At 56.9% G+C, this 22,899-nt stretch carries 21 protein-coding genes and 1 tRNA gene; 18 read left to right on the top strand and 4 right to left on the bottom strand.

From position 1 onward, the window contains the following. Window positions 1-90 precede the first annotated feature (90 nt). Window positions 91-1,134, bottom strand: a complete 1,044-nt coding sequence (mreB, locus tag MMS95_RS01850; RefSeq protein WP_003855260.1) for a rod shape-determining protein MreB — start codon at window positions 1,132-1,134, stop codon at window positions 91-93. A 413-nt stretch (window positions 1,135-1,547) separates the two neighbouring features. Next, the gene (gene csrD, locus MMS95_RS01845; protein ID WP_015379197.1) at window positions 1,548-3,482 is read right to left on the bottom strand and encodes an RNase E specificity factor CsrD; all 1,935 of its coding nucleotides are present in this window, start codon (window positions 3,480-3,482) and stop codon (window positions 1,548-1,550) included. A gap of 203 nt (window positions 3,483-3,685) precedes the next feature. Between csrD and MMS95_RS01840 the strand changes: the two genes are divergently transcribed. From MMS95_RS01840 to fis, 16 genes are all read left to right on the top strand, one after another. Further along, window positions 3,686-4,663 (top strand): MDR family oxidoreductase, encoded by a 978-nt coding sequence (locus MMS95_RS01840; RefSeq protein WP_242141348.1) that lies wholly within the window; start codon window positions 3,686-3,688, stop codon window positions 4,661-4,663. 156 nt (window positions 4,664-4,819) lie between these two features. Further along, window positions 4,820-5,821: a protein-methionine-sulfoxide reductase catalytic subunit MsrP gene (msrP, locus tag MMS95_RS01835; protein WP_049278415.1), complete on the top strand. Its 1,002-nt coding sequence runs from the start codon at window positions 4,820-4,822 to the stop codon at window positions 5,819-5,821. Continuing rightward, window positions 5,822-6,421 carry a protein-methionine-sulfoxide reductase heme-binding subunit MsrQ gene (gene msrQ / locus MMS95_RS01830; RefSeq protein ID WP_048325609.1) on the top strand — a complete coding sequence of 200 codons (600 nt, stop codon included), beginning with the start codon at window positions 5,822-5,824 and terminating at the stop codon, window positions 6,419-6,421. A gap of 287 nt (window positions 6,422-6,708) precedes the next feature. Further along, complete coding sequence (gene aroQ / locus MMS95_RS01825; protein ID WP_004936891.1) at window positions 6,709-7,161, top strand: type II 3-dehydroquinate dehydratase; 453 nt, start codon at window positions 6,709-6,711, stop codon at window positions 7,159-7,161. 32 nt (window positions 7,162-7,193) lie between these two features. After that, window positions 7,194-7,661, top strand: coding sequence for an acetyl-CoA carboxylase biotin carboxyl carrier protein (gene accB, locus MMS95_RS01820; protein WP_004936889.1), 468 nt, complete (start codon window positions 7,194-7,196; stop codon window positions 7,659-7,661). Between the two features lie 12 nt (window positions 7,662-7,673). After that, window positions 7,674-9,023 (top strand): acetyl-CoA carboxylase biotin carboxylase subunit, encoded by a 1,350-nt coding sequence (gene accC / locus MMS95_RS01815; protein WP_004936886.1) that lies wholly within the window; start codon window positions 7,674-7,676, stop codon window positions 9,021-9,023. Window positions 9,024-9,427: 404 nt separating this feature from the next. Continuing rightward, entirely contained in the window at window positions 9,428-10,510 is a 1,083-nt protein-coding gene (locus MMS95_RS01810; protein WP_238545836.1) for a cupin domain-containing protein, read from the top strand. A 25-nt stretch (window positions 10,511-10,535) separates the two neighbouring features. Beyond that, complete coding sequence (locus MMS95_RS01805) at window positions 10,536-11,489, top strand: hypothetical protein (RefSeq protein WP_015379200.1); 954 nt, start codon at window positions 10,536-10,538, stop codon at window positions 11,487-11,489. Further along, on the top strand, window positions 11,489-13,720 hold the full coding sequence (locus MMS95_RS01800) for a hypothetical protein (protein ID WP_242141347.1): 2,232 nt from the start codon (window positions 11,489-11,491) through the stop codon (window positions 13,718-13,720). The genes MMS95_RS01805 and MMS95_RS01800 overlap by 1 nt, the downstream gene beginning before the upstream one ends. Window positions 13,721-13,767: 47 nt before the next feature. Next, window positions 13,768-14,973 carry an MFS transporter gene (locus MMS95_RS01795; RefSeq protein WP_085337195.1) on the top strand — a complete coding sequence of 402 codons (1,206 nt, stop codon included), beginning with the start codon at window positions 13,768-13,770 and terminating at the stop codon, window positions 14,971-14,973. Window positions 14,974-15,170: 197 nt separating this feature from the next. Continuing rightward, a tRNA-OTHER gene (locus tag MMS95_RS01790) sits at window positions 15,171-15,247 on the top strand. Between the two features lie 219 nt (window positions 15,248-15,466). Further along, on the top strand, window positions 15,467-15,709 hold the full coding sequence (locus tag MMS95_RS01785; RefSeq protein ID WP_004936865.1) for a YhdT family protein: 243 nt from the start codon (window positions 15,467-15,469) through the stop codon (window positions 15,707-15,709). After that, window positions 15,699-17,144, top strand: a complete 1,446-nt coding sequence (gene panF, locus MMS95_RS01780) for a sodium/pantothenate symporter (RefSeq protein WP_004936863.1) — start codon at window positions 15,699-15,701, stop codon at window positions 17,142-17,144. The genes MMS95_RS01785 and panF overlap by 11 nt, the downstream gene beginning before the upstream one ends. 11 nt (window positions 17,145-17,155) lie before the next feature. Then, complete coding sequence (gene prmA / locus MMS95_RS01775) at window positions 17,156-18,037, top strand: 50S ribosomal protein L11 methyltransferase (protein WP_242141346.1); 882 nt, start codon at window positions 17,156-17,158, stop codon at window positions 18,035-18,037. A gap of 393 nt (window positions 18,038-18,430) precedes the next feature. After that, entirely contained in the window at window positions 18,431-19,435 is a 1,005-nt protein-coding gene (gene dusB / locus MMS95_RS01770; RefSeq protein ID WP_004936856.1) for a tRNA dihydrouridine synthase DusB, read from the top strand. Beyond that, window positions 19,417-19,713: a DNA-binding transcriptional regulator Fis gene (gene fis, locus MMS95_RS01765; RefSeq protein WP_000462905.1), complete on the top strand. Its 297-nt coding sequence runs from the start codon at window positions 19,417-19,419 to the stop codon at window positions 19,711-19,713. Before dusB ends, fis begins: the two co-directional genes overlap by 19 nt. A gap of 74 nt (window positions 19,714-19,787) precedes the next feature. Here fis and MMS95_RS01760 read toward each other — a convergent pair whose 3' ends face one another. Both MMS95_RS01760 and MMS95_RS01755 read right to left on the bottom strand, forming a co-directional pair. After that, complete coding sequence (locus tag MMS95_RS01760; protein ID WP_131165448.1) at window positions 19,788-20,018, bottom strand: hypothetical protein; 231 nt, start codon at window positions 20,016-20,018, stop codon at window positions 19,788-19,790. Window positions 20,019-20,170: 152 nt separating this feature from the next. Continuing rightward, complete coding sequence (locus MMS95_RS01755) at window positions 20,171-20,512, bottom strand: hypothetical protein (protein ID WP_004936850.1); 342 nt, start codon at window positions 20,510-20,512, stop codon at window positions 20,171-20,173. Window positions 20,513-20,760: 248 nt separating this feature from the next. Between MMS95_RS01755 and lpxO the strand changes: the two genes are divergently transcribed. Together lpxO and lpxP are read left to right on the top strand one after the other, a co-directional pair. Further along, window positions 20,761-21,666 (top strand): lipid A hydroxylase LpxO, encoded by a 906-nt coding sequence (lpxO, locus tag MMS95_RS01750; protein WP_004936848.1) that lies wholly within the window; start codon window positions 20,761-20,763, stop codon window positions 21,664-21,666. A 299-nt stretch (window positions 21,667-21,965) separates the two neighbouring features. Further along, complete coding sequence (gene lpxP, locus MMS95_RS01745; RefSeq protein ID WP_242141345.1) at window positions 21,966-22,886, top strand: kdo(2)-lipid IV(A) palmitoleoyltransferase; 921 nt, start codon at window positions 21,966-21,968, stop codon at window positions 22,884-22,886. Window positions 22,887-22,899 lie beyond the last annotated feature (13 nt).

The raw sequence follows: 22,899 nt of genomic DNA, 5'->3' as shown, positions 1-22,899 counted from the left end.
TATGCGAGTTCCTCGACAACAGAAAGAGGAACCGTACCCGATTCTCGCTGTGCGCATTCATCCGATACGATTCCTCCTTCCAGGGGCTGACTATTCTTCGCTGAACAAATCGCCGCCGTGCATGTCGATCATTTCCAACGCCTTGCCGCCGCCGCGCGCCACGCAGGTCAGTGGATCTTCCGCCACTACGACCGGGATGCCGGTTTCTTCCATCAGCAAGCGATCGAGGTTGCGCAGCAGCGCGCCGCCGCCGGTCAATACCATGCCGCGTTCGGAAATGTCGGAGGCCAATTCTGGCGGGCACTGCTCCAGCGCCACCATCACCGCGCTGACGATGCCGGTCAGCGGCTCTTGCAGGGCTTCGAGGATTTCATTGGAGTTCAGGGTAAAGCCGCGCGGTACGCCTTCGGCCAGGTTACGGCCGCGGACTTCGATTTCGCGCACTTCGTCGCCCGGATAGGCAGAACCGATTTCGTGCTTGATGCGCTCGGCGGTCGCTTCGCCGATCAGCGAGCCATAGTTGCGGCGCACATAATTGATGATGGCTTCATCGAAACGGTCGCCGCCGATGCGCACGGAAGAGGAGTACACCACGCCGTTCAGCGAGATCACCGCCACTTCAGTGGTACCGCCACCGATATCCACCACCATGGAGCCTGTCGCTTCGGAAACCGGCAAGCCTGCACCGATCGCCGCCGCCATCGGCTCTTCAATCAGGAACACTTCGCGCGCGCCGGCCCCTTGGGCGGACTCGCGGATAGCGCGGCGTTCAACCTGGGTCGCGCCGACCGGCACACAGACCAGCACGCGCGGGCTTGGGCGCATGAAGCTGTTGCTGTGAACCTGTTTGATAAAGTGCTGCAGCATTTTTTCGGTCACGAAGAAGTCGGCGATCACGCCGTCTTTCATCGGGCGAATAGCCGCGATGTTGCCGGGGGTGCGGCCCAGCATCTGTTTGGCGTCATGACCGACGGCCGCAACGCTCTTTGGGGAGCCGGCACGATCCTGACGAATGGCAACCACCGAAGGTTCATTCAGTACGATGCCTTGCCCTTTAACATAAATCAGGGTATTGGCGGTACCCAAGTCGATGGACAAGTCGTTGGAAAACATGCCACGAAATTTCTTAAACATAACGAAAGGATAATCCTGCAAGCTGGGGGCGGAAAATAAAATCCGCCTACTTTACCAACCACACGAAGCAGCGACAAGGCGCAAAAACGTTCTACTTCGGTGAAAAATAGTCTGTATTGTTTCTGCTCGAATGCACGGAAATTGGATGAGGCCTGAATTCCCTGAACAAAGGCTCAGTTTACCACCCTGTCAACGCACGAAACGGCGTAACACAGCTCATAAAATCTAACATATTCCCTGATTGCCGCCGATGGTAAGCACCTACCAACGCCAACCAGATAAAAGCTGACAAGAGCCTATCTCAAATAGGCGTCGTTGTCGCAGGCAGATTGGAGAAAACTCCAAAATGACGGGTGACATGGCCCAGATGGATCCGGCGCTCATTCTACGTCAATTTTTGTCCGGCAATCAGCTTAAACGCGATAACGACGTGAATATTTTTTACGCCCCGCGTCGATCGGTTCCGGCGACGCGAAAAAGTCGCCCTGCCCGCCGTGGATCCCACGCTCTTTCAGCGTCTGCCACTCGTTGCGCGTGCGTACGCTGGCGGCGAACACCTGCGCGCGCGTACCCGCGCAGGCGCCGGTCAGACTCTGCACGAACAGCTGGTTTTCGTCCCGCTTATCGATGCTCCGCACCAACCCCGGGTGGAGCTTGACGATCTCCACCTGCAGCGACTTGATATAGGACGTACTGACCACGGTTAACCCCGCTTTGGACACCGCCAGGCGGCAACCCAGCCCTGACAGCAACCTCAGCACCGGACGCAAACGGTCGATATGTTGACACACATCTGCCTCCGCAAGTTCAATCAGAATTCGCCGACGTTGACTTTTTTCGCATTGCAACAGCGTATCGCGTAGCCAGCGCTGGAAAGAGCGCTGCAAAATCGAGTCTACGCACAGTGGAAACGCCAGCGTTTCCTCGGGCCACTGCGCCAACAAGGGAATGATGCGGCTCACCTGTTGGCGATCGTAACTCTCCGCCAACCCCAGCTGCTGCACCAGCGGCATATATTCCGCCGGCAGCAATTCCTGGGTGCCGTCATAGATCCGGCTCATGATCTCGCGATGGTGCACCTCGCCTTCCACGGTCACCGCCGGTTTCTGATACAGCCGCGGGCCACCGCGCGCCAGCACCTGTTCCAGCAGCGTGCGCCACTTGACGCTGCCGCGCCCCTTTTCCGGCACCTGGCTGTCGTACACATACCACCCGTTTTCGCCCTGCAGCGTAGCGTGGCGCGTCGCCTGCTCCGCATAGTCGATCACCTGCTCGGTGGTTTGACCGCTGCGGTACGCCACGATGCCGATGTGCAGGAAGGCCTCGCGATCGATCAGCGCCGTGGAAGGCAATGCATCGATGGCGTTGACCAGCTGTGAAGCGATGCCGTCGGCCTCCTTCAGGGTTCGATGCGGCAACAGCACGGTAAAATCGCTGTGGAAGTAGCGCGCCAGCAGCGCCGACGGGTAGCGCATCACGAAGGTAGATAGCAGGTTGACCAGCGAATACATCAGCTCCTGCACCGCCACGCTGCCGTGCGTCTCGCGCAGGGTCTCGAAATCGGGCAGCCGCACCATCATCACGATGCCGTGCGAGCCTTCATCTTCCAGCTGAGTGGTCAATTGGTTATCGAAGAACAGGCGATTATTCAGCCCGGTTTTGGCGTCCTGCGCGGCGAAGGCGCGGATCAGCGTATCGACCCGGCTGCGCTCTTCCCGCGCTTCCGCCAGATCGGCCAGCAGGCGGTCGAGCGCGCCGCTGACGTTGGCCGGCCACTCACGCACGTCGCCCTGCATGACGTTTTCACGCTCGCCGTTCAGAATGCGCCGCGCGCGGCGTTCCAGACGATCTTCGCCGTCGGCCTGTTCACGCAGCCAGCGCAGGCTGAACAGCAAAATCACCACCATGACGACAATCGACAGCGTGACGGCGGCGGTGGATTGCAGCGTACGCACGTCGCTGGCGAAGGGATCGAGGTAGGTGATGTACAGCGTGCTGCCCGGGTGCTGCAACAGGGGGCGCGAGACCTGACGATAGCCGTTCAGCGCATCCCAGTGCTCTTTTTTGACCGTCGGCAATTTATAGTCGAGCAGTTGGCTGGTCCCGGCCTCTATGCGGATCGACACGATGCCGAGCGTGCGCATGACGATGGGCAACCATTTCTCCTGCTCCTGCGGCGGCTCGCTCAGCATGGCTTGATCGAGAGTGGTAACCAGCGAATCCAAGCGGCGCTCCTGGCGATCCTGGGTAACGTAAAAGAAGCTGTATGAGCATCCCATCAGCATCAAAAACATCGCCAGTGCGACCAACAGAGTGATCAATGCAGAGAGTTTGGTGGTAAATCGCATCCCTGTGCCTTGTCCGCTATGGTTAAGTGAGTGTGCCCCTGTAGCCAAAAGGAGCCGTCCAACCCTAACAAGCCTTGCCGAGGAATAAAACCTGCAAGCGCCGTTTTTGTCCTTTATCAGGACTTGGGCCGCTTATTATGCATATAGTCAAATAAATGTGATTCAGCCATTGATAGAAAAGTGTAAACGAGAGGAAGAGTGACATGCGTGCACTGTTATTGGAACAACAAGACGACCAAACTCTGGCTCATATCAAAGATATCGGCAGCGATCGGTTGCCGGAAGGCGATGTCACCGTCGACATCAACTGGTCCAGCCTAAATTATAAGGATGCGCTGGCGATCACCGGCAAAGGCAAGATCGTGCGCAACTTCCCGATGGTGCCGGGCATCGATTTGGCCGGCACCGTGCGCCACAGCCGCGACGATCGCTTCAAAGAGGGGCAAAGCGTGGTGCTCACCGGCTGGGGCGTGGGCGAACACCACTGGGGCGGCCTGGCCGAGCAGGCGCGCGTCTCCGGTGAGTGGCTGGTGCCGCTGCCGAACGGCCTGGATGAGCGCAAGGCGATGATCATCGGCACCGCCGGCTTTACCGCCATGCTGTGCGTCATGGCGTTGGAGGAAGGCGGCGTGCACCCGGACGACGGCGATATTCTGGTCACCGGCGCCAGCGGCGGCGTGGGCAGCACCGCCATCGCCCTGCTGGCGGCGTTGGGTTACCGGGTGACCGCCATCAGCGGCCGCGACAGCAATACCGAGTACCTGAAAGCGCTCGGCGCCAAAGAGGTGATGTCGCGCGATGGCTATATCGACACGCCGCGTCCGCTGGAGAAACAGCTGTGGGCCGGCGCGGTGGACACCGTCGGCGACAAACTGCTGGCGCGGGTGCTGGCACAGATGAACTATAACGGCACCGTCGCCGCCTGCGGCCTGGCGGGCGGTTATCAGTTGCCGACCACCGTGATGCCGTTCATTCTGCGCAACGTGCGCCTGCAGGGCGTGGATTCAGTGCATACGCCGCTGCATCGCCGCCAAACCGCCTGGGAACGGCTGGCCGGCATTCTGCCGGACAGCTTCTATCAGCAGGCCACACACGAAATCGCCCTCGAGCAGGCGCCGGCCACCGCCGCCGCGCTGCTTAACAACCAAATCACCGGCCGCACTCTGGTGAAAATCCGCTGACCTTCTCCCCTCGGCGACGGGGGGAGTTCCCGCTTCTGCGAAATTTCATATTTTCCCGCGCCCCCTCGCTTCCGGCCGGCTTTAGCGCCATGCTTATTTCATGGAGACCCGTTTGCCGCTTACAGGCGGCGGGAATCAGTCGCGGAGAACATAAGCATGAACAAACACCCGAAATTAACCGAGGCCGACGTCACGCCGGAGAGCGTGTTCCACCAGCGGCGCAAGGTGCTGCAGGCGCTCGGCATCAGCGCCGCTACGCTGGCGCTGCCTACCGGCGCGCGGGCGGACCTGCTGTCGTGGTTCAAGGGCAACGATCGCCCCAAGGCGCCGCCGGGCAAAGCGCTGGCATTCAGCAAACCGGCCGCCTGGCAGGCGCAGCTGGCGATGACGCCGGAAGACAAGGTGACCGGCTACAACAACTTCTATGAGTTCGGCCTCGACAAAGCCGATCCGGCCGCCAACGCCGGCGGGCTGAAAACCGAAGGCTGGAAAGTGCGCATCGACGGCGAAGTGGCGAAACCGATAACGCTGGATATCGACGATCTGATGAAGCGTTTCCCGCTGGAGCAGCGCATTTACCGCATGCGCTGCGTCGAGGCCTGGTCGATGGTGGTGCCGTGGATCGGTTTCGAGCTGGGCAAGCTTCTCAAGCTGGCCGAACCGAACAGCAACGCGCGTTACGTAGCCTTCCAGACGCTGTACGATCCGGAGCAGATGCCCGGCCAGAAAGATCGCTTTATCGGCGGCGGCCTGAAATATCCCTACGTCGAAGGGCTGCGGCTGGACGAGGCGATGCATCCGCTGGCGCTGTTGACCGTCGGCGTGTACGGCAAAACCCTGCCGCCGCAAAACGGCGCGCCGCTGCGACTGATCACGCCGTGGAAATACGGCTTCAAAGGCATCAAATCGATCGTGCATATCCGCTTGGTGCGCGATCAGCCGCCGACCACCTGGAACCAATCCGCGCCGAACGAGTACGGTTTTTACGCCAACGTGAATCCGCACGTCGATCATCCGCGCTGGTCGCAGGCCACCGAGCGCTTCATCGGCTCCGGCGGCATTCTCGACGTCAAACGCCAACCGACGCTGCTGTTCAACGGCTATGCCGATCAGGTGGCGTCGCTGTATCGCGGCATGGATCTGCGGGAGAATTTCTAAGTGCGCCTGACGCCTGTTCACATCAAATGGCTGAAAGCCGCCCTGCATCTGGCGGCGTTTTTGCCCTTTCTCTGGCTGGTACTGGCAGTGGATCAAGGCTGGTTCAGCGCCGATCCGTCCAAGGACATCCAGCATTTTACCGGCAGGATGACGCTGAAACTGCTGCTGGTCACGCTGATGATCGCCCCGCTGGCGCGCTACGCCCGCCAGCCGCTGCTGATCCGCTGCCGCCGTCTGGTAGGGCTGTGGTGTTTTGCCTGGGGCACGCTGCACCTGATAAGCTACTCCACGCTGGAGCTGGGGCTGAGCAATCTCGGCCTGCTGGGCAGCGAGCTGGTGAACCGTCCTTATCTGACGCTCGGCATCCTCACCTGGCTGATCCTGCTGGCGCTGGCGGCCACCTCGACGCTGTGGGCAATGCGCAAACTGGGCGCCAAATGGCAAACGTTGCACAACTTCGTCTATCTGGCGGCGATCCTCGCCCCCATCCACTACCTGTGGTCGGTCAAAACCTTTTCCCCCCAGCCGTTCATTTACGCGCTGCTGGCGGTGGCGCTGTTGGGCCTGCGCTACAAGAAATTCCGCGCCTGGTGGCGCTGAATCGCGCGGCGGCGCGCGTTATTGTCGTTGAAAAACGCACGCCGCCGGCGGGAACTTTTTCTGTGTTCCAGCGCTCATATTCCTGTCACGGAACCCCGAGTTGGTCGATTTGGGGTTGAATATCTTCGCTGATAAGACCAGTATTTAGCTGCGAATTGCTACGATATCGTTATAATGCCCGACCTTGTTTCTGTTCTCAGGGTGAATTTGCCCCTTAACAGGTGACAAATCGGTAACATCGGGTTATTTTCTACGATGATGGTTTTATTGCCGGAGATACCAGCACAATGGCGGATAAGTTTCACATTTTGCTTCTGAACGGCCCCAATCTCAATCTGCTGGGGACGCGTGAGCCGGAGAAGTACGGCAGCACGACGCTGACAGAGATTGTTAACGGATTGGAAAACCAGGCATCCGCATTGGATATTACCCTGAGCCATCTGCAGTCCAACGCCGAGCATCAGCTGATCGATCGCATCCATCAGGCGCGCGGCAACACCGATTTCATTCTGATAAACCCGGCGGCGTTCACGCACACCAGCGTGGCGTTGCGCGATGCGTTGCTGGCGGTGCAGATCCCGTTCATCGAGATCCACCTGTCCAACGTGCACGCCCGCGAACCTTTCCGCCATCACTCTTATCTCTCAGACGTAGCGGTAGGCGTGATTTGCGGCCTCGGCGCGGATGGCTACGCTTTCGCTTTACAGGCAGCGGTTAACCGTCTGTCGAAAACCCACTAATTGCTCCACAAAAAGAGTACGGAATCACACTCATGGATATTCGTAAAATCAAGAAACTGATCGAACTGGTTGAAGAATCAGGCATTTCTGAACTGGAAATCTCTGAAGGCGAAGAATCGGTTCGCATCAGCCGTGCCGCACCGGCGCAGGCTTATCCCGTCATGCAGCAGGCTTACGCGATGCCGGCACAGCAGCAGCCAGCCCTGGCTACCGCCGTTGCCACCGCGCCTGCGGCAGAAACCCCTGCAGCACCGGCGGCCGTGAGTGGCCACGTCGTTCGTTCCCCAATGGTAGGCACCTTCTACCGCACCCCAAGCCCGGACGCGAAAGCCTTCGTGGAAGTGGGTCAGAAAGTGAACGCCGGCGATACCCTGTGCATCGTTGAAGCCATGAAAATGATGAACCAGATCGAAGCGGACAAGTCCGGCGTCGTGAAAGCCATCCTGGTGGAAAACGGCCAGCCGGTCGAATATGACGAGCCGCTGGTCGTCATCGAATAACGAGGCGCCCCCATGCTTGATAAAATTGTTATCGCCAACCGCGGCGAGATCGCGCTTCGCATCCTGCGTGCCTGTAAAGAACTGGGCATCAAGACCGTTGCGGTTCACTCCGCGGCCGACCGCGATCTGAAACACGTGCTGCTGGCCGACGAGACCGTCTGCATCGGTCCTGCGCCATCGGTAAAAAGCTACCTGAACATCCCGGCCATCATCTCGGCGGCGGAAATTACCGGCGCGGTGGCGATCCACCCGGGCTACGGCTTCCTGTCCGAGAACGCCGACTTCGCCGAGCAGGTTGAACGCTCCGGTTTCATCTTCATCGGCCCGAAAGCCGAAACCATCCGCCTGATGGGCGACAAGGTTTCCGCGATCAACGCCATGAAAAAAGCCGGCGTGCCATGCGTGCCGGGCTCCGACGGCCCGCTGACCGACGACATGGATAAAAACCGTGCCTTCGCCAAGCGCATCGGTTATCCGGTGATCATCAAGGCCTCCGGCGGCGGCGGCGGTCGCGGCATGCGCGTGGTGCGCAGCGACAAAGACCTTGAGCAGTCCATCAACATGACGAAAGCGGAAGCCAAAGCGGCTTTCAACAACGACATGGTGTACATGGAAAAATACCTGGAGAATCCGCGTCACATCGAGATTCAGGTATTGGCCGACGGCCAGGGCAACGCCATCTATCTGGCCGAGCGCGACTGCTCCATGCAGCGCCGCCACCAGAAAGTGGTCGAAGAAGCGCCGGCACCGGGCATCACCAGCGAAATGCGCCGCTACATCGGCGAGCGCTGCTCGAAAGCCTGCGTGGAAATCGGCTACCGCGGTGCGGGCACCTTCGAGTTCCTGTATGAAAACGGCGAGTTCTATTTCATCGAAATGAACACCCGTATTCAGGTAGAGCATCCGGTTACCGAAATGATCACCGGCGTGGATCTGATCAAAGAGCAGCTGCGCATCGCTGCCGGTCAGCCGCTGTCGATCAAACAGGAAGAAGTGAAGATCCACGGCCACGCGGTAGAATGCCGCATCAACGCCGAAGATCCGAACACCTTCCTGCCGAGCCCGGGCAAGATCACCCGCTTCCACGCGCCAGGCGGTTTCGGCGTGCGTTGGGAATCTCATATCTACGCCGGTTATACCGTACCGCCGTACTATGACTCCATGATCGGCAAACTGATCACCTTCGGCGAAAACCGTGACGTGGCGATCGCCCGCATGAAAAACGCCCTGGCTGAACTGATCATCGATGGCATCAAAACCAACGTTGAGCTGCAGCAGAAGATCATGAACGACGAAAACTTCCAGCACGGTGGCACCAACATCCACTATCTGGAGAAGAAGCTGGGTCTGCAGGAAACCTAAGGCAGCCACGCAGCATCGTCTGACGAAAGGCCGGTTAATCACCGGCCTTTTTCTTTTCTCGCGCCCGCCTGATTTTTTCGTTCAACCGCGCAAAATAGAATCAAATCTTCATAGATAACTTTCTCTTCACATTCATCCAGCCTTCCACCCACATCACCATGCAAAAAATAACAATTTGTTTTTAAACAAAAAATATTTAACTCATAGATTAAAAATAAATATTAGCAAGGAAAAAACTCAATCCATCGCATTTTCACACATCATAAACTTTAACAAAATTAACGTATTAATTACAAAGCTTGACCCCGATCACATCCGCTCAGTGATAGCCCGTGCTATTGTCGCCGTCGATCGAATGCAGCGCGCTCTTTTTCTCTTTTTATTTATCCTTTTTATTGACTTAGATGAGTAATGTCTTAATGAGCCATGTAACTGAATACGACCGTAAGCCCGTGTTTTCCCTGTACCACCGTGCTGACATGGAAACCATAAAAAGCATTAAGGAAAACGGGATTGAGAAGCTTTTGGGCGAAGTGAAGAATTTCCGCGCCAATGAGGAAATGAACCGCTTTATTCCCGAACGGGCACGCCTGGCTGTAAGCTGGGTGCGTCTGGCGAAAAACGAAAAGCTGGATGTGCATGTTCATCCAATATCTTCGCTGTATATCATTTGTGAAGGGGAAGCGATCCTGCTGGGAGACGGCGTTGACCGCCGGGCCGTTCCAGGCGATGTCATCTGCATTCCGCCAGGCGCGGATCACGGCTTCATCGGCGCGGGCGACAACGGCTACTGGGGGTTGTCAATCCAGTTTGAGGAGCGCGGGCTCTATGAAGATCCCAGCAAGCCGCTGGTGACTTTCGATCAAGATCCCTACGCTTACTACCATCAGCTTAAAGCGCATAACGCCCGCTACATCGAGCGCTACCAGGACAACCCGATCTTTACCGCATTCGCCAAGGATAAAACGTTCTCCGAGGCGAAAAAATCCTTGTTCCTGGACTACCTGCAGATCCTGTCCGATCAGTTCCAAAAAATGGTGCTGCTGCGTAGCGCACTGTGTGAAGACGTTCGCTTCTCGCGTTTCTTCAGTGAACATCTGAAAGAAGAATTCGGCCATGACGAGGTGCTGCGCAACAGCCGCGACAACCTCCAGGTTCGCGAAGACGCGATCTTTGAAGCGCTGTGCATCTGGTTCAACCACCAGATGATCACGCTGGATAATCTGGAACAGGCTATCCTGGTGCACTTTGTCATCGAAGGTTCGGCTTTCGTGTTCTATAACAACATCAAACACGTGTTCGATCCGAGCAAACAGAACCATTTCGAGGATCACTCCGAATTCGATGGCGATCATCAGGAAGTGGATAAAGCGTTCTTCAAGGGGATGACCGAAGAACAATTCCAGCGTGTCAAAGCCGTACTCGATAAAGGGTGGAGTATGGTTGAGAAGCAGTATGCAAGACTGGCCGAACTGATCGAAGCATAAGCCGGGCAGGTCATCAGGAGCGGTCATGAAAATTGTTTTATTGGGATTCGGCGGCATTGGGCAAGAGACGCTAAACGCGCTGTTAAGTACGACCGAGCGACGTGGCAGCGTCAATGAAGTCGTGATCATCTGCCGAAATACCGAAAAGTATTCAGCCGTTTGCGAAGATATTCTTGATGGCCTGCTGGCGGAAGCGCTCTTCTCACGCCATAACCGAACGTCTTTACCCAAGATTGTTGTGACGGATGACTACCGCCACATCGACGGGGCTGACGTGATCCTCTGTTGCTATGGCGTGCCTTCAACCTTTCCGATGCATGATCGCCAGGCGTTGCTGGACGATCACGTACGGCTCAGTGAGGCCATTTTTAGCCGAGCCAAACCCTTCATTGCTCCCGGCTGTCACATCATCAATGCGGTCAATCCGGTGGATAGCATCAGCTATTACATCGATAAAATCCTGCTCGATTCTCGCTGCCGGGTGATAGGCATCGGCGCCGCGCACAACACCGCCAGGCTGCTGAAAAGCATCTGCCGCATTTCCGGGATCGACATGCAGCGCATCGACGCGCGTAGCCTGACAGTCTGCGGCGAGCACGGCGCCGGGCTGGTGCCCTTGCTCAGCCAGGTAACAACCGACGAGGGACCGCTGAACCAGCTACTTTCGGCGCAGGCGCTGGCGCAAATCGTCACCGATACCCGCAATCAAGGGTTGGACATATTTCACAAAATGCGGCGCCCTCCTAAATATGGCCCGGCCGCCTCCATTCTTATCTTGCTTGAGCGCATCATCCAACGGGACGAAACCCCCTGCTGCGGTTCGGTCTGGCTGCCGGAACTGGGCGTGTTCATGTCCTGGCCGCTGGCTCTGCGCGACGGCGTCTTTACGCCGCTGTCGCTGATGCCCAATCAGGATGAGCAACAACAAATCCACCAGGCAGCGCTCAAGTTAAAAAACATCATCCAAGGTTTTAGCTGATGACGACCGATCAAACCAGACAGATTTTCCGCGATCTCTACATGCCGTTACGCCCTGAGTATCGTTTTCTTTCGCCACTGTACGGGGTGCTCTGGTGCAACAACGAACTCGCGGAAAAGTATTACCGTTTTCTTGGCGCCGAACACCCGATCGGCCAGGTGGCGCGCGCGTTGTTCTACCGTACTGACCTGGTCGAGTTTGACGTAAGCAAAGAGGTGAAGAATCCGTTCACCTGGTTTTCCCCCTCTACCCTTGCACGGCTGGTGGCTTTCATGAGCAGCCCGCGTTTCACCGACAATGATATCGCCTCGTTATATCAGCATGTACGAGATGAAACGGACTTTCACGCTGCCATTGAGCAGCAACATCGGCTTTCTGTGCAAATACGCCGGCTTTGCGACAGCGTACTGCAACAGTTCGAGGACACAAAAGCGCAGATCGCAGCCGCAGAACGCGAAGCGCTCTCCCTCGGCGCCCATTTGAAAGCGCAAGAAAAAGCGCTGAATCAGATCCTGCAACAGGCGGAAAACGCCGTTAAAGCGCAGCAGGTGCCGATCCAACAATGTCGAGCCGCGATCGCCGCGCTCAAAGCCGGCAAAAAAACGCTGGGCAAGAGCGCTGCTGAGAATAAAGAGGCGCAGCTGCTGGCGCTCAATGCCGAAATCACCGAGCTGGAAGCACACCTGAATGCGGCGCAGCAAGAAGCCGTGCATCAAGCCGGCCTGTTCCCCGCCTGGCAAAACGCGCAGGCCGCCGTCGAACATGCCCGCCAGCAAAAAGATGAAGCCACCTTGCGCGCCAGCATGCTGGCGGAAAATTTTACCGAAAGCACCGTCGCACGGCTGCAAACCGAGGGATTCAGCGCTGACTTCATTGCATTGCATCTGCCTTTCAACAAGTATCACCGCTATCTGCCGCGACGTGTGCAGGATTACGTCGGTATCCACTGTGCCGATCGCGACAGCTTGCTGGCCGAGTTGCACAATTTATGTCGTTTACTGATCGCGGCCAGCCGCACCGCCGAGCACGACAGAGAGGTGTTTCATTTGCTCAACGCGGCGCTGTGGCTGAAATGCAAGGGTAACTTCGGCAAATTGACCGCCTACATGCAGCAACTGCGGGAACTGAGCGGGGAGCTGTTCGGCGAAACGGCGACGGGCGAGACGCACTTCCCCGATCGCTGCCATGACTATTACGATCGCGAAGTGTACGGCCGCTATTTTCCGCCGCTGTGCATCACCAAAACCTGCCGCCCCGCGCCGGATTCTGACGTCTCGTTCTCAGATTGCGGGGAGAGTTCGCTGCGCAACTTCATCAATGTCCTGGTGAAAAACCAAGCAAGCGCGCAGCTTGACGCCGGAATACTCAAACGCAGCGGCCTGGCTGTCGATCCGCGCGTCATCGCGTTCTATGAAAAAAACCCTCGTTTGGAAACGATCAGAAGCCAGGAAGTACATAACCAGTGGGCTGAAATTGCCTCATCACTCAATGCGCGCGACAACCGAATCAAATACCTGACGCCAGGTAAAGACGCCTATTGCGAGTTGGCCGCCGGCGGCAACAACATGCAGCATATGCTGCAAGCGCTATTGGGCGAAGCTGATATCACCACCATTTGCCGCCGAATCGCCTCCTCTTCCGGCATCGATATTCGTTGCGATCTCAGCGACTTCCACCCGGAACGGCACGATCTGGAAGACTTCACCAACGTTGTTCGCCTTGAATTCGACGGCAAATATGTCTTTCACTGGTATTTCCTCAAACAGCATTTCCGCTGCGCTTCGGCAGATCTGTTCAACGAAGAGGAAAATTATGTACGCCAGGCACTCGCCATGCTGAATGACGAGATGAAACAGGGCCGTCTGAATCGCGACCAGTTCCGCGCACTGCTCAGTTTCCATCTGAAAGAGAAGCCCGTGGCGCAAGTCAAAATGATATTCGACAGCCTTGGCGCTACCCTCGTCGGAGATGAAATGACGTTCTTGATGTTGGGTAAATTGAACTCCGTCGATTCCATGTTCGAATACTGCATGAACGTTCTGGCGATTCCAACGCTGGCGCATAGCGCGCCAGTCTCGGCGACTGTCGCCGCGATTATTCAAGGCATCAGCCCGCATCCGGTTATCTTCGAGCAGCGGAAAAATCTCATCGCGAGGATTAGAGAAACCGGAGTGACGCCGTTACTCACTCTGGCTAACCGATGGGAAAAGGAAAGTTTGGAAAAGGTGTAATACACTCGGTTCAACAGACGACGAGCAACATTTAAGGAGAAACCGCCTTGAGGTCAACATTCATCCCTTATTTCCCAAAAGAAATATGGGTTATCTTTATCGGGACGTTTTTGACGCGCGCCTGCTTTTTCATGATTTGGCCATTCATTACCATTCTCATGAGAAATAACTACGCGATGACGCCGGTGGAAATCGGCGTCATGATGAGCGTATCACTTATCGTGTCTATTTCTTTCGGCTATCTCTTCGGTGGCGCATCAGACAAATATGGCCGTCGCACGTTGATTATTCTCGGTGCAATTGCCGCTATCATTTCATTTAGCGTACTTGCGTTGGCCAACTCACCGGCGTGGTATTTTGTCGGTATTTTACTCAATGGCATTTCGCGCTCATTGATCGAACCCGCCAGCAAAGCGGTGATCGGCGATATTCTCCATGACAGGCAAGAGCGAGAACGCGCGTTGAACATCCGCTACTTCCTGATGAACGTGGGCGCAGCCGTAGGCCCATTAGTGGGTGTCGCTCTCGGGCTGACGGCGCAGAAAGCCACCTTCTTCGTCACCGCATTGTCGTTCCTTTGCTATTTGCTGCTGGTGCTCGCGGTATTCAAAGCGGGGCACGATAAAGAAACGCGCAACGCCACCTTCTCGTTCATTGGCTCTTTGCGGATTATCTGGAACGATCAGGCGTTCAAGGTGTTGGTAGTCGCCAACATTTTGGTGATGCTGGTCTACGGGCAGATCGACGTGACGCTGCCGCAATACCTCATGATCAGCCAGGTGTACAACCCCGAATACCTGCTCAGCGTGCTGATATTCATCAATGCAGCCACGGTGATAACGCTGCAGTATTTCACCGAGCGCTTTACCCGTCGCATGTCATTGGCACTGAAAACCAGCCTGGGCGTGTTCTTTCTCGCGCTTTCACAAATTGTCTTCCTGCTGGTTTCCAGTGAAAGCTGGGTGCTGTGGTTGGTCGCCATGTTCCTGCTCAGCCTCGGCGAAGTCATCCTGTTCCCTACGCTCAATATACAAATTGATCGTATGGCGCCGGCTAACCTAAAAGGGGCTTACTTCGGTGCCGCCACGTTTTACGAATTTGGCCTGGCGCTCGCCCCTTTTGTCGGCGGTTTGCTGTTAAAACAAGGTGGCGGTGGCGCCCTGTATGCCGTGATGTTCTTTTTATGCATCGGCGTCATCGTTCTTTATACTATTTCGGAAAGAATATCTGAGAAAAGAACGATAACCGCGTGATATTGTTAACCCGCTAATTAACGCCGCCCTTGTTTAAACGTATTAACGGGGCGGCTTTATCGTGATATTAATCACAGTAAATAAATAGCGAAGGATATGCGGGTCATTATTTAATCGAACGATTTATTTAATGCCAAAAAAATAAAAGAAATCTATTTACATGAATGATTAGGAGATGTTATAAATTTGTTTATTGCAGGCGTGTAGCTCAGTGGTAGAGCGCTGTGTCATACTTCACAGAGGTCACCTGGTTCGATTCCGGTTGCGCCAACCAATATAAAACCCATTCCTTTCCCATTCTCTTTAATTATTTTCTTATCGAAGTAAACCGGTAAAAATTTATATATTTACCCCCCTCTTTTCTTTCCATCGCCCCGTTGCGTTCACCGGAAAGGTAAATAATTTATTAGCCAAACGCCGCACATTCCGTACAATCCTGTTCCTTCATCTGTTCTTGTCACAAGCCATCATCGTAAACCTATGGGGGACACTGATGGACAAACGCTTTATTCAGGCGCACCGCGAAGCGCGCTGGGCGCTGGGGCTGACGCTGCTCTACCTGCTGGCCTGGGGGCTGGCGGCCTACCTGCCGGACAGCGCCATCGGCGTCACCGGCCTGCCGCACTGGTTCGAAATGGCCTGCCTGCTGGTGCCGCTGCTGTTCATCGGCCTGTGCTGGCTGATGGTGCGCACGGTGTTCCGCGACATTTCGCTGGAGGACCGCGATGCAAACTGAAGTGATCCTGCCGCTGGTCGCCTACCTGTTGCTGGTGTTCGGCCTGTCGGTGTACGCCTATCGACGCCGCCAGAACGGAAACTTCCTCAGCGAATATTTCCTCGGCAACCGCTCGATGGGCGGCTTTGTGCTGGCGATGACCCTGACCGCCACCTACATCAGCGCCAGTTCGTTTATCGGCGGGCCCGGCGCCGCCTACAAATACGGCCTGGGCTGGGTGCTGCTGGCGATGATCCAACTGCCGGCGGTGTGGCTGTCGCTCGGCGTGCTGGGCAAGAAATTCGCCATCCTGGCGCGGCGCTACAACGCCATTACTCTCAATGACATGCTGTATGGCCGCTACCAAAGCCGCCTGCTGGTGTGGCTGGCCAGCCTCAGCCTGCTGGTGGCGTTCCTCGGCGCCATGACGGTGCAGTTCATCGGCGGCGCACGCCTGCTGGAGACCGCCGCCGGCATTCCTTACGACACCGGCCTGTTGATCTTCGGCATCAGCATCGCGCTGTACACCGCCTTCGGCGGCTTCCGCGCCAGCGTGCTGAACGACGCCATGCAGGGGCTGGTGATGCTGCTCGGCACCGTGCTGCTGCTGGTGGCCGTGATCCATGCCGCTGGCGGACTGGACAGCGCAGTGAGCAAACTGCAGCAGATCGATCCGGCGCTGGTGTCGCCGCAGGGCGGCGATCAGATCCTCAGCCTGCCGTTTATGGCGTCATTCTGGATCCTGGTGTGCTTCGGGGTGATCGGCCTGCCGCACACCGCCGTGCGCTGCATCTCCTACAAGGACAGCAAGGCGGTGCATCGCGGCATTCTGCTCGGCACCGTGGTGGTGGCGGTGCTGATGTTCGGCATGCACCTGGCCGGCGCGCTCGGCCGCGCGGTGTTGCCGGATCTCAAGATCCCCGACCAGGTGATCCCGACGCTGATGATCACCGTGCTGCCGCCGTACGCCGCCGGGATCTTTTTGGCGGCGCCGATGGCGGCGATCATGTCGACCATCAACGCCCAGTTGCTGCAATCCTCCGCCACCATCATCAAGGATCTCTACCTTGGCGTGCGGCCGCAGCAGATCCACAACGAGCGGCTGATCAAGCGCTTCTCCAGCCTGACCACGCTGATCCTCGGCCTGCTGGTGCTGCTGGCGGCCTGGCGCCCGCCGGAGATGATCATCTGGCTCAACCTGCTGGCTTTCGGCGGGCTGGAGGCGGTCTTCCTGTGGCCGCTGGTGCTGGGCCTGTATTGGGAACGCGCCAATGCTCAGGGAGCGCTTAGCTCAATGGTGTCGGGTGCGGTATGCTATACGCTATTGGCCAGCTTCAACCTGCAACCGGCGGGGCTGCATCCTATCGTGCCTTCGCTGTTGCTCAGCCTGTTGGCGTTTTATCTCGGTAACGTCGTCGGCGAAAAGCGCCGGGCGGCGTCATCATTACCCTCTTGAAGAGAATTGCTATGCCTTGGATCCAACTCAAACTGAACACCACCGGCAGCCAGGCGGAAGACCTGAGCGACGCGCTGGTGGAAAGCAGCGCCGTGTCGGTGACCTTCCAGGACACCCACGATAACCCGGTGTTCGAGCCGCTGCCGGGTGAAACCCTGCTGTGGGGCGATACCGATGTGATCGGCCTGTACGACGCGGAAACCGATATGACCGAGGTGGTGGCGATGCTGGAACAGCACCCGCTGCTGGGCGCCGGTTTCCGCCACAAGATAGAGCAGCTGGAAGACAAGGACTGGGAGCGCGAATGGATGGACAACTTCCACCCGATGCGCTTCGGCGAGCGCTTGTGGATCTGCCCGAGCTGGCGCGACGTGCCGGATCCCGACGCGGTCAACGTGATGCTCGATCCGGGCCTGGCGTTCGGCACCGGCACCCACCCGACCACCGCGCTGTGTCTGCAGTGGCTGGACGGCCTCGATCTGGCCGGCAAAACCGTCATCGATTTCGGCTGCGGTTCAGGCATCCTGGCGATCGCCGCGCTGAAGCTGGGTGCGGCGCGCGCTATCGGCATCGACATCGATCCCCAGGCCATTCAGGCCAGCCGCGACAACGCGCAGCGTAACGGCGTCTCAGAGCGTCTGGAGCTGTATCTGCCGAAAGACCAGCCGGCGGACCTGCTGGCGGACGTGGTGGTCGCCAACATCCTCGCCGGCCCGCTGCGCGAACTGGCGCCGCTGATCGGTTGCCTGCCGAAGGCCGGCGGTCATTTGGGGCTGTCCGGCGTGCTGGCCAGCCAGGCGAGCAGCGTTGCACAAGCCTACGAAGAGAAGTTCACGCTCGATCCGGTCGCCGAGCGTGAAGAGTGGTGCCGCATCACCGGCCGCCGTAAGTAAGCGTCACGGTATATTGCTCCCTCATCCACCGGCCCCGCGCCGGTGGATTTTTTTTGTCCGGCGATCGCCCCACGGGCAAGACAAAATTTTATGCAATTTTTTGCCTTTCAACGATGGATCGCCCTGACAATGCGCCTTCCAGGCAGGTTATCCCGGCAAAAATAGCGGGCGAATGCAGATAATATCCTGCGCAAAGGCGAATATTTTACCGCACACAAAATAAGCACTTTTCGTCAACTCATTGTAAAATATATACAATATTTTTATGAATCACTGTGCAGCGCATTTTTTGCCCTAATAGCGAGCCAATTGGTTAAAGTTTGGCCTTTCATCTCGGCGCAAAAATGCGTAATATACGCGCCCTTGCGGACACAGTATGGTCACTCTTTGTCTATGCGCATTGGACACCACCAGCTTACTAATTGCCTGATTGCGGCCCCGATGGCCGGTATTACAGATCGCCCGTTCAGAACCCTCTGTCATGCAATGGGTGCTGGGATGGCTGTATCCGAAATGCTCTCCTCCAACCCGGAGGTGTGGCGGACGGATAAGTCGCGTCTGCGTATGGTGCATAGCGATGAACCAGGGATCCGCTCCGTGCAGATTGCCGGATGCGATCCTGATGATATGGCCGCCGCCGCGCGTATCAACGTGGCCAGCGGCGCGCAGATCATCGACATCAATATGGGATGCCCGGCCAAAAAAGTGAACCGGAAGCTTGCCGGGTCCGCCTTGTTGCAGTACCCGGATCTGGTAAAACGGATCCTCCACGCGGTGGTTGACGCAGTGGATGTGCCGGTAACGCTGAAGATTCGCACCGGCTGGGCGCCAGAGCACCGTAACTGTGTAGAGATTGCCCAACTGGCCGAAGACTGTGGTATTCAGGCCCTGACGATTCACGGCCGAACCCGCGCCTGTCTGTTTAACGGCGACGCGGAATACGACAGCATTCGGGCAGTTAAGCAGAGTGTTTCCATTCCGATTATCGCGAATGGGGATATTACTGACCCGCATAAAGCCAGAGCAGTGCTCGACTACACCGGGGCTGATGCCCTGATGATAGGCCGCGCTGCTCAGGGGAGACCCTGGATCTTCCGGGAAATCCAGCATTATCTGGACACTGGGGAGTTGCTGCCGCCGCTGCCGCTTGGCGAGGTGAAGCGCTTGTTGATTGGGCACATTCGGGAATTGCACGGCTTCTATGGCCAAGGCAAGGGATTCCGGATTGCTCGTAAGCACGTGTCCTGGTATCTCCAGGAACACGCTCCGAATGACCAGTTTCGGCGCACATTCAACGCCATAGAGGATGCCAGCGAACAGCTGGAGGCGTTGGAGGCATATTTCGAAAATCTTAGCGTAAAAAAAGAGCTGACAGAACTATGTTCGAACAACGCGTAAATTCTGACGTACTGACCGTTTCTACCGTTAACTCACAAGATCAGGTGACTCAAAAGCCTCTGCGTGACTCGGTTAAACAAGCACTGAAGAACTATTTTGCTCAACTGAACGGTCAAGACGTAAATGACCTGTATGAGCTGGTACTGGCTGAAGTTGAACAGCCACTGTTGGACATGGTGATGCAATACACCCGTGGCAACCAGACCCGCGCAGCCCTGATGATGGGCATCAACCGCGGCACGCTGCGCAAGAAGCTGAAAAAATACGGCATGAACTGATACTAGTCAGTTAACGTGTTGAAAAGGCGCTTTATCTCATTTGATAAGCGCCTTTTTCTTTTTCTGACTTGTGCCTACATTGGCGAGGATTTGCGCGGAATGCGCTTATCAATATATCCGGCAAAGAAATAGCAAATACCCGCCACGCCCGCGATCATCACGTAGCGTTTCCACCCGTCCAAATCCACGCCCAGGCTATCCAGCCCGCTCAACACCACAAACACCAGCAGGCCCAAGATAACCGATGCTCTGCCTGTCCAGGCTGGTGGGGGTGTCAATAAACGCCTTATCCAGTGGGATTTCATAGCGCTTCCTTCTTGCTTACGATTGAGCCGCCAATAGCCAATAGATGGAGAATACTCTCACGTTTTAATCGGGGCGACAAAGCGGGGCATCGGCTCTGGATTGCAGGCAATAAAAAAGGCCGCAGCGCGGCCCTTGGGGTAAAGCGGAGACCTTACTCGGTCACTTTGTTCTTGAGGCTTTCCGCCCCTTGCTTGGTCTTGTCCCAAGCCTTCTCCGATCCCTGTTTGGTGGAGTGCCAGGCCTTTTGCGAACCTTCGCTCACTTTGCTGCCGACGCTGTCGCTCTTGCCTTCGGCGGCATGCTTGGCTTTCAGCTTCAGCTCTTCACCCTTGTCCTGAGACTGGTGCAGCTTTTCTTTGGCGGTATCCGCCCCTTTGTGCGCCTCGGCGACAACTTCGTTGCTGGCGTGAGCGGCGGTGTCGGTCGCGGTTTCAGCAGCGAACACCGGGGAGGCGAGCAGCAGTGCAGACAAGGCAATGATTGATTTTTTCATAAGTCCCTCTTTTCTCAGATACGTGCCATTCGTCATGAAACAAGATGGCATGAAACACCCCTTGAACGATTTAAGAATAGGACTAAAACCAAAAAAATCGATATAAAATTTCATTACAAATCATTTTATTGATTTTTTATGCCAACAAGCAGCACACGCAGGGAAAGCGCACGAAAAAGTTAAATTTTTCCTGTCATAAAACTATAATTTGTACGAATTTTTAACAAGCTCCAACAGGGATGGATTCTATGGTTGCCGCGATCATTATCGGCATTTTTATCATCAGCTTCCTCTACGCACACTCCCGCGGCAAAGAGAAACAAAAGCTTACCCGTCAGCTGTTCGATCACTCCACGTTTATGGGGCCGATCAACATGTTTATGACCGGTTTCTCGCGTTTGCCCGCCAAACAGCCCTATTTCGACGAAAAAGGCTTCCCGGAGCTGCAAACGCTGACCGACAACTGGCAGGTGATCCGCGAGGAAGCCGTGCGTTTGCAGGATCACATCAAAAAGGCGCAGTCGCACAACGACGCCGGCTTCAACACCTTCTTCAAACGCGGCTGGAAACGTTTCTATCTGAAATGGTACAGCGACAGCCACCCTTCGGCGCAAACGCTGTGCCCGAAAACCGTCGAGCTGCTCAACCGCATCCCATCGGTCAAGGCGGCGATGTTCGCCGAGCTGCCGCCCGGCAGCCATTTGGGTAAACACCGCGATCCTTACGCCGGCTCGGTGCGCTACCACCTGGGGCTGATGACGCCTAACGACGATCGCTGCTTCATCGAAGTGGACGGCGAGCAGCACAGCTGGCGCGACGGCCAAGCGGTGATCTTCGACGAAACCTACGTGCACTGGGCGCAAAACGCCACCGACCAGACGCGCATCATTCTGTTTTGCGACGTCGAGCGGCCAATGAAATGGCGCTGGGCGCAGGCGGTCAACCACTGGGTCGGCGCTACGCTGATGTCGGCGGCCAGTTCGCCGAACGACGATCAGGACCGCACCGGCGGCATCAACCGCATCTTCAAATACGTCAACGCGGTGCGCGACGCCGGCCAGCGCCTGAAGGCGCGTAATCGCCGCGGTTACTACCTGCTGAAATGGCTGGTGATCGCCGCCATTTTCGCCGCCATCATCCTCCCCAGCCTGTAAACCGTCGCCAATCGTCAATCCAGAGGCAATGCGAATGAGAATATTCGCATGCCTCTCTTCCTCTGAACCCCGTACCCTGTGTTAACATACGCATTCCTAGAGCCGCCTCCGCTGGCCAACAGCTATCCCTCCGAAGCCTGATAGCAGCGCAAACCGCCCTTCGAATGTAAATGTTTAGTCAATTATGGAATTCTGACTAAACCCTGGCCGTCCCCGGGTGTCTGAGTCGTTGTATCGCTATCGAGTGGATCCTTTATGCGCTACAGGTTGCTACCCCCCTAACGCATAAACGAGCTGCTATGAAACGCCAAAAGAGATTTCAACTTTCCTTGCTGCACCCGCGCTACTGGCTGACCTGGTTCGGTCTGGCCCTGTTGTTCCTGCTGGTGCAACTCCCCTACCCGCTGCTTAACCGCCTTGGCGTATGGATGGGGCGCACCTCGATGCGCTTTCTTAAGCGTCGCGTCGCCATCACCCGCCGCAACCTCGAACTGTGCTTCCCCGAGATGGGCGAAGCGCAGCGCGAGCGTAAAGTAGTGGGCAACTTTGAGTCCCTCGGCATGGGCCTGCTGGAAACCGGCATGGCCTGGTTCTGGTCGGATAAACGCGTTAAGCGCTGGTTTAACGTCTCCGGCATCAACCACCTCAAAATGGCGCAGCGTGACGACCGCGGCGTGCTGGTGATCGGCGTGCACTTTATGTCGCTTGAGCTGGGCGGCCGGGCAATGGGCCTGTGCCAGCCGATGATGGCGATGTACCGCCCGCACAACAACAAGGCGATGGAGTGGGCGCAAACCAAGGGCCGCATGCGCTCCAACAAGGCGATGATCGATCGCAAGGATCTGCGCGGCATGGTGCACGCACTCAAGCGCGGTGAGGCGGTCTGGTTCGCGCCGGATCAAGATTACGGCCCGCGCGGCAGCGTATTCGCGCCGCTGTTCGCCGTCGATCAGGCCGCCACCACCAGCGGCACCTTCATGCTGGCGCGCATGGCCAACCCGGCGCTGGTGCCGGTGGTGCTGATCCGCCGTGAAGGCGGCCGCGGCTACGACCTGCTGATCCAGCCGGCCCTGGAAGACTACCCGCTCAGCGACGAACAGGCGGCGGCGGCTTATATGAACAAAGTGATCGAGAAAGAGATCATGCGGGCGCCGGAGCAATATCTGTGGCTACATCGCCGCTTCAAAACCCGGCCAGTCGGCGCGCCGTCGCTGTACTGAGCCCCGTTTTCCA

This window comes from Serratia sp. PGPR-27, from assembly GCF_022678525.1.
GTDB lineage: Bacteria > Pseudomonadota > Gammaproteobacteria > Enterobacterales > Enterobacteriaceae > Serratia > Serratia nematodiphila.
This window is presented reverse-complemented; position numbering and strand designations above follow the sequence as displayed.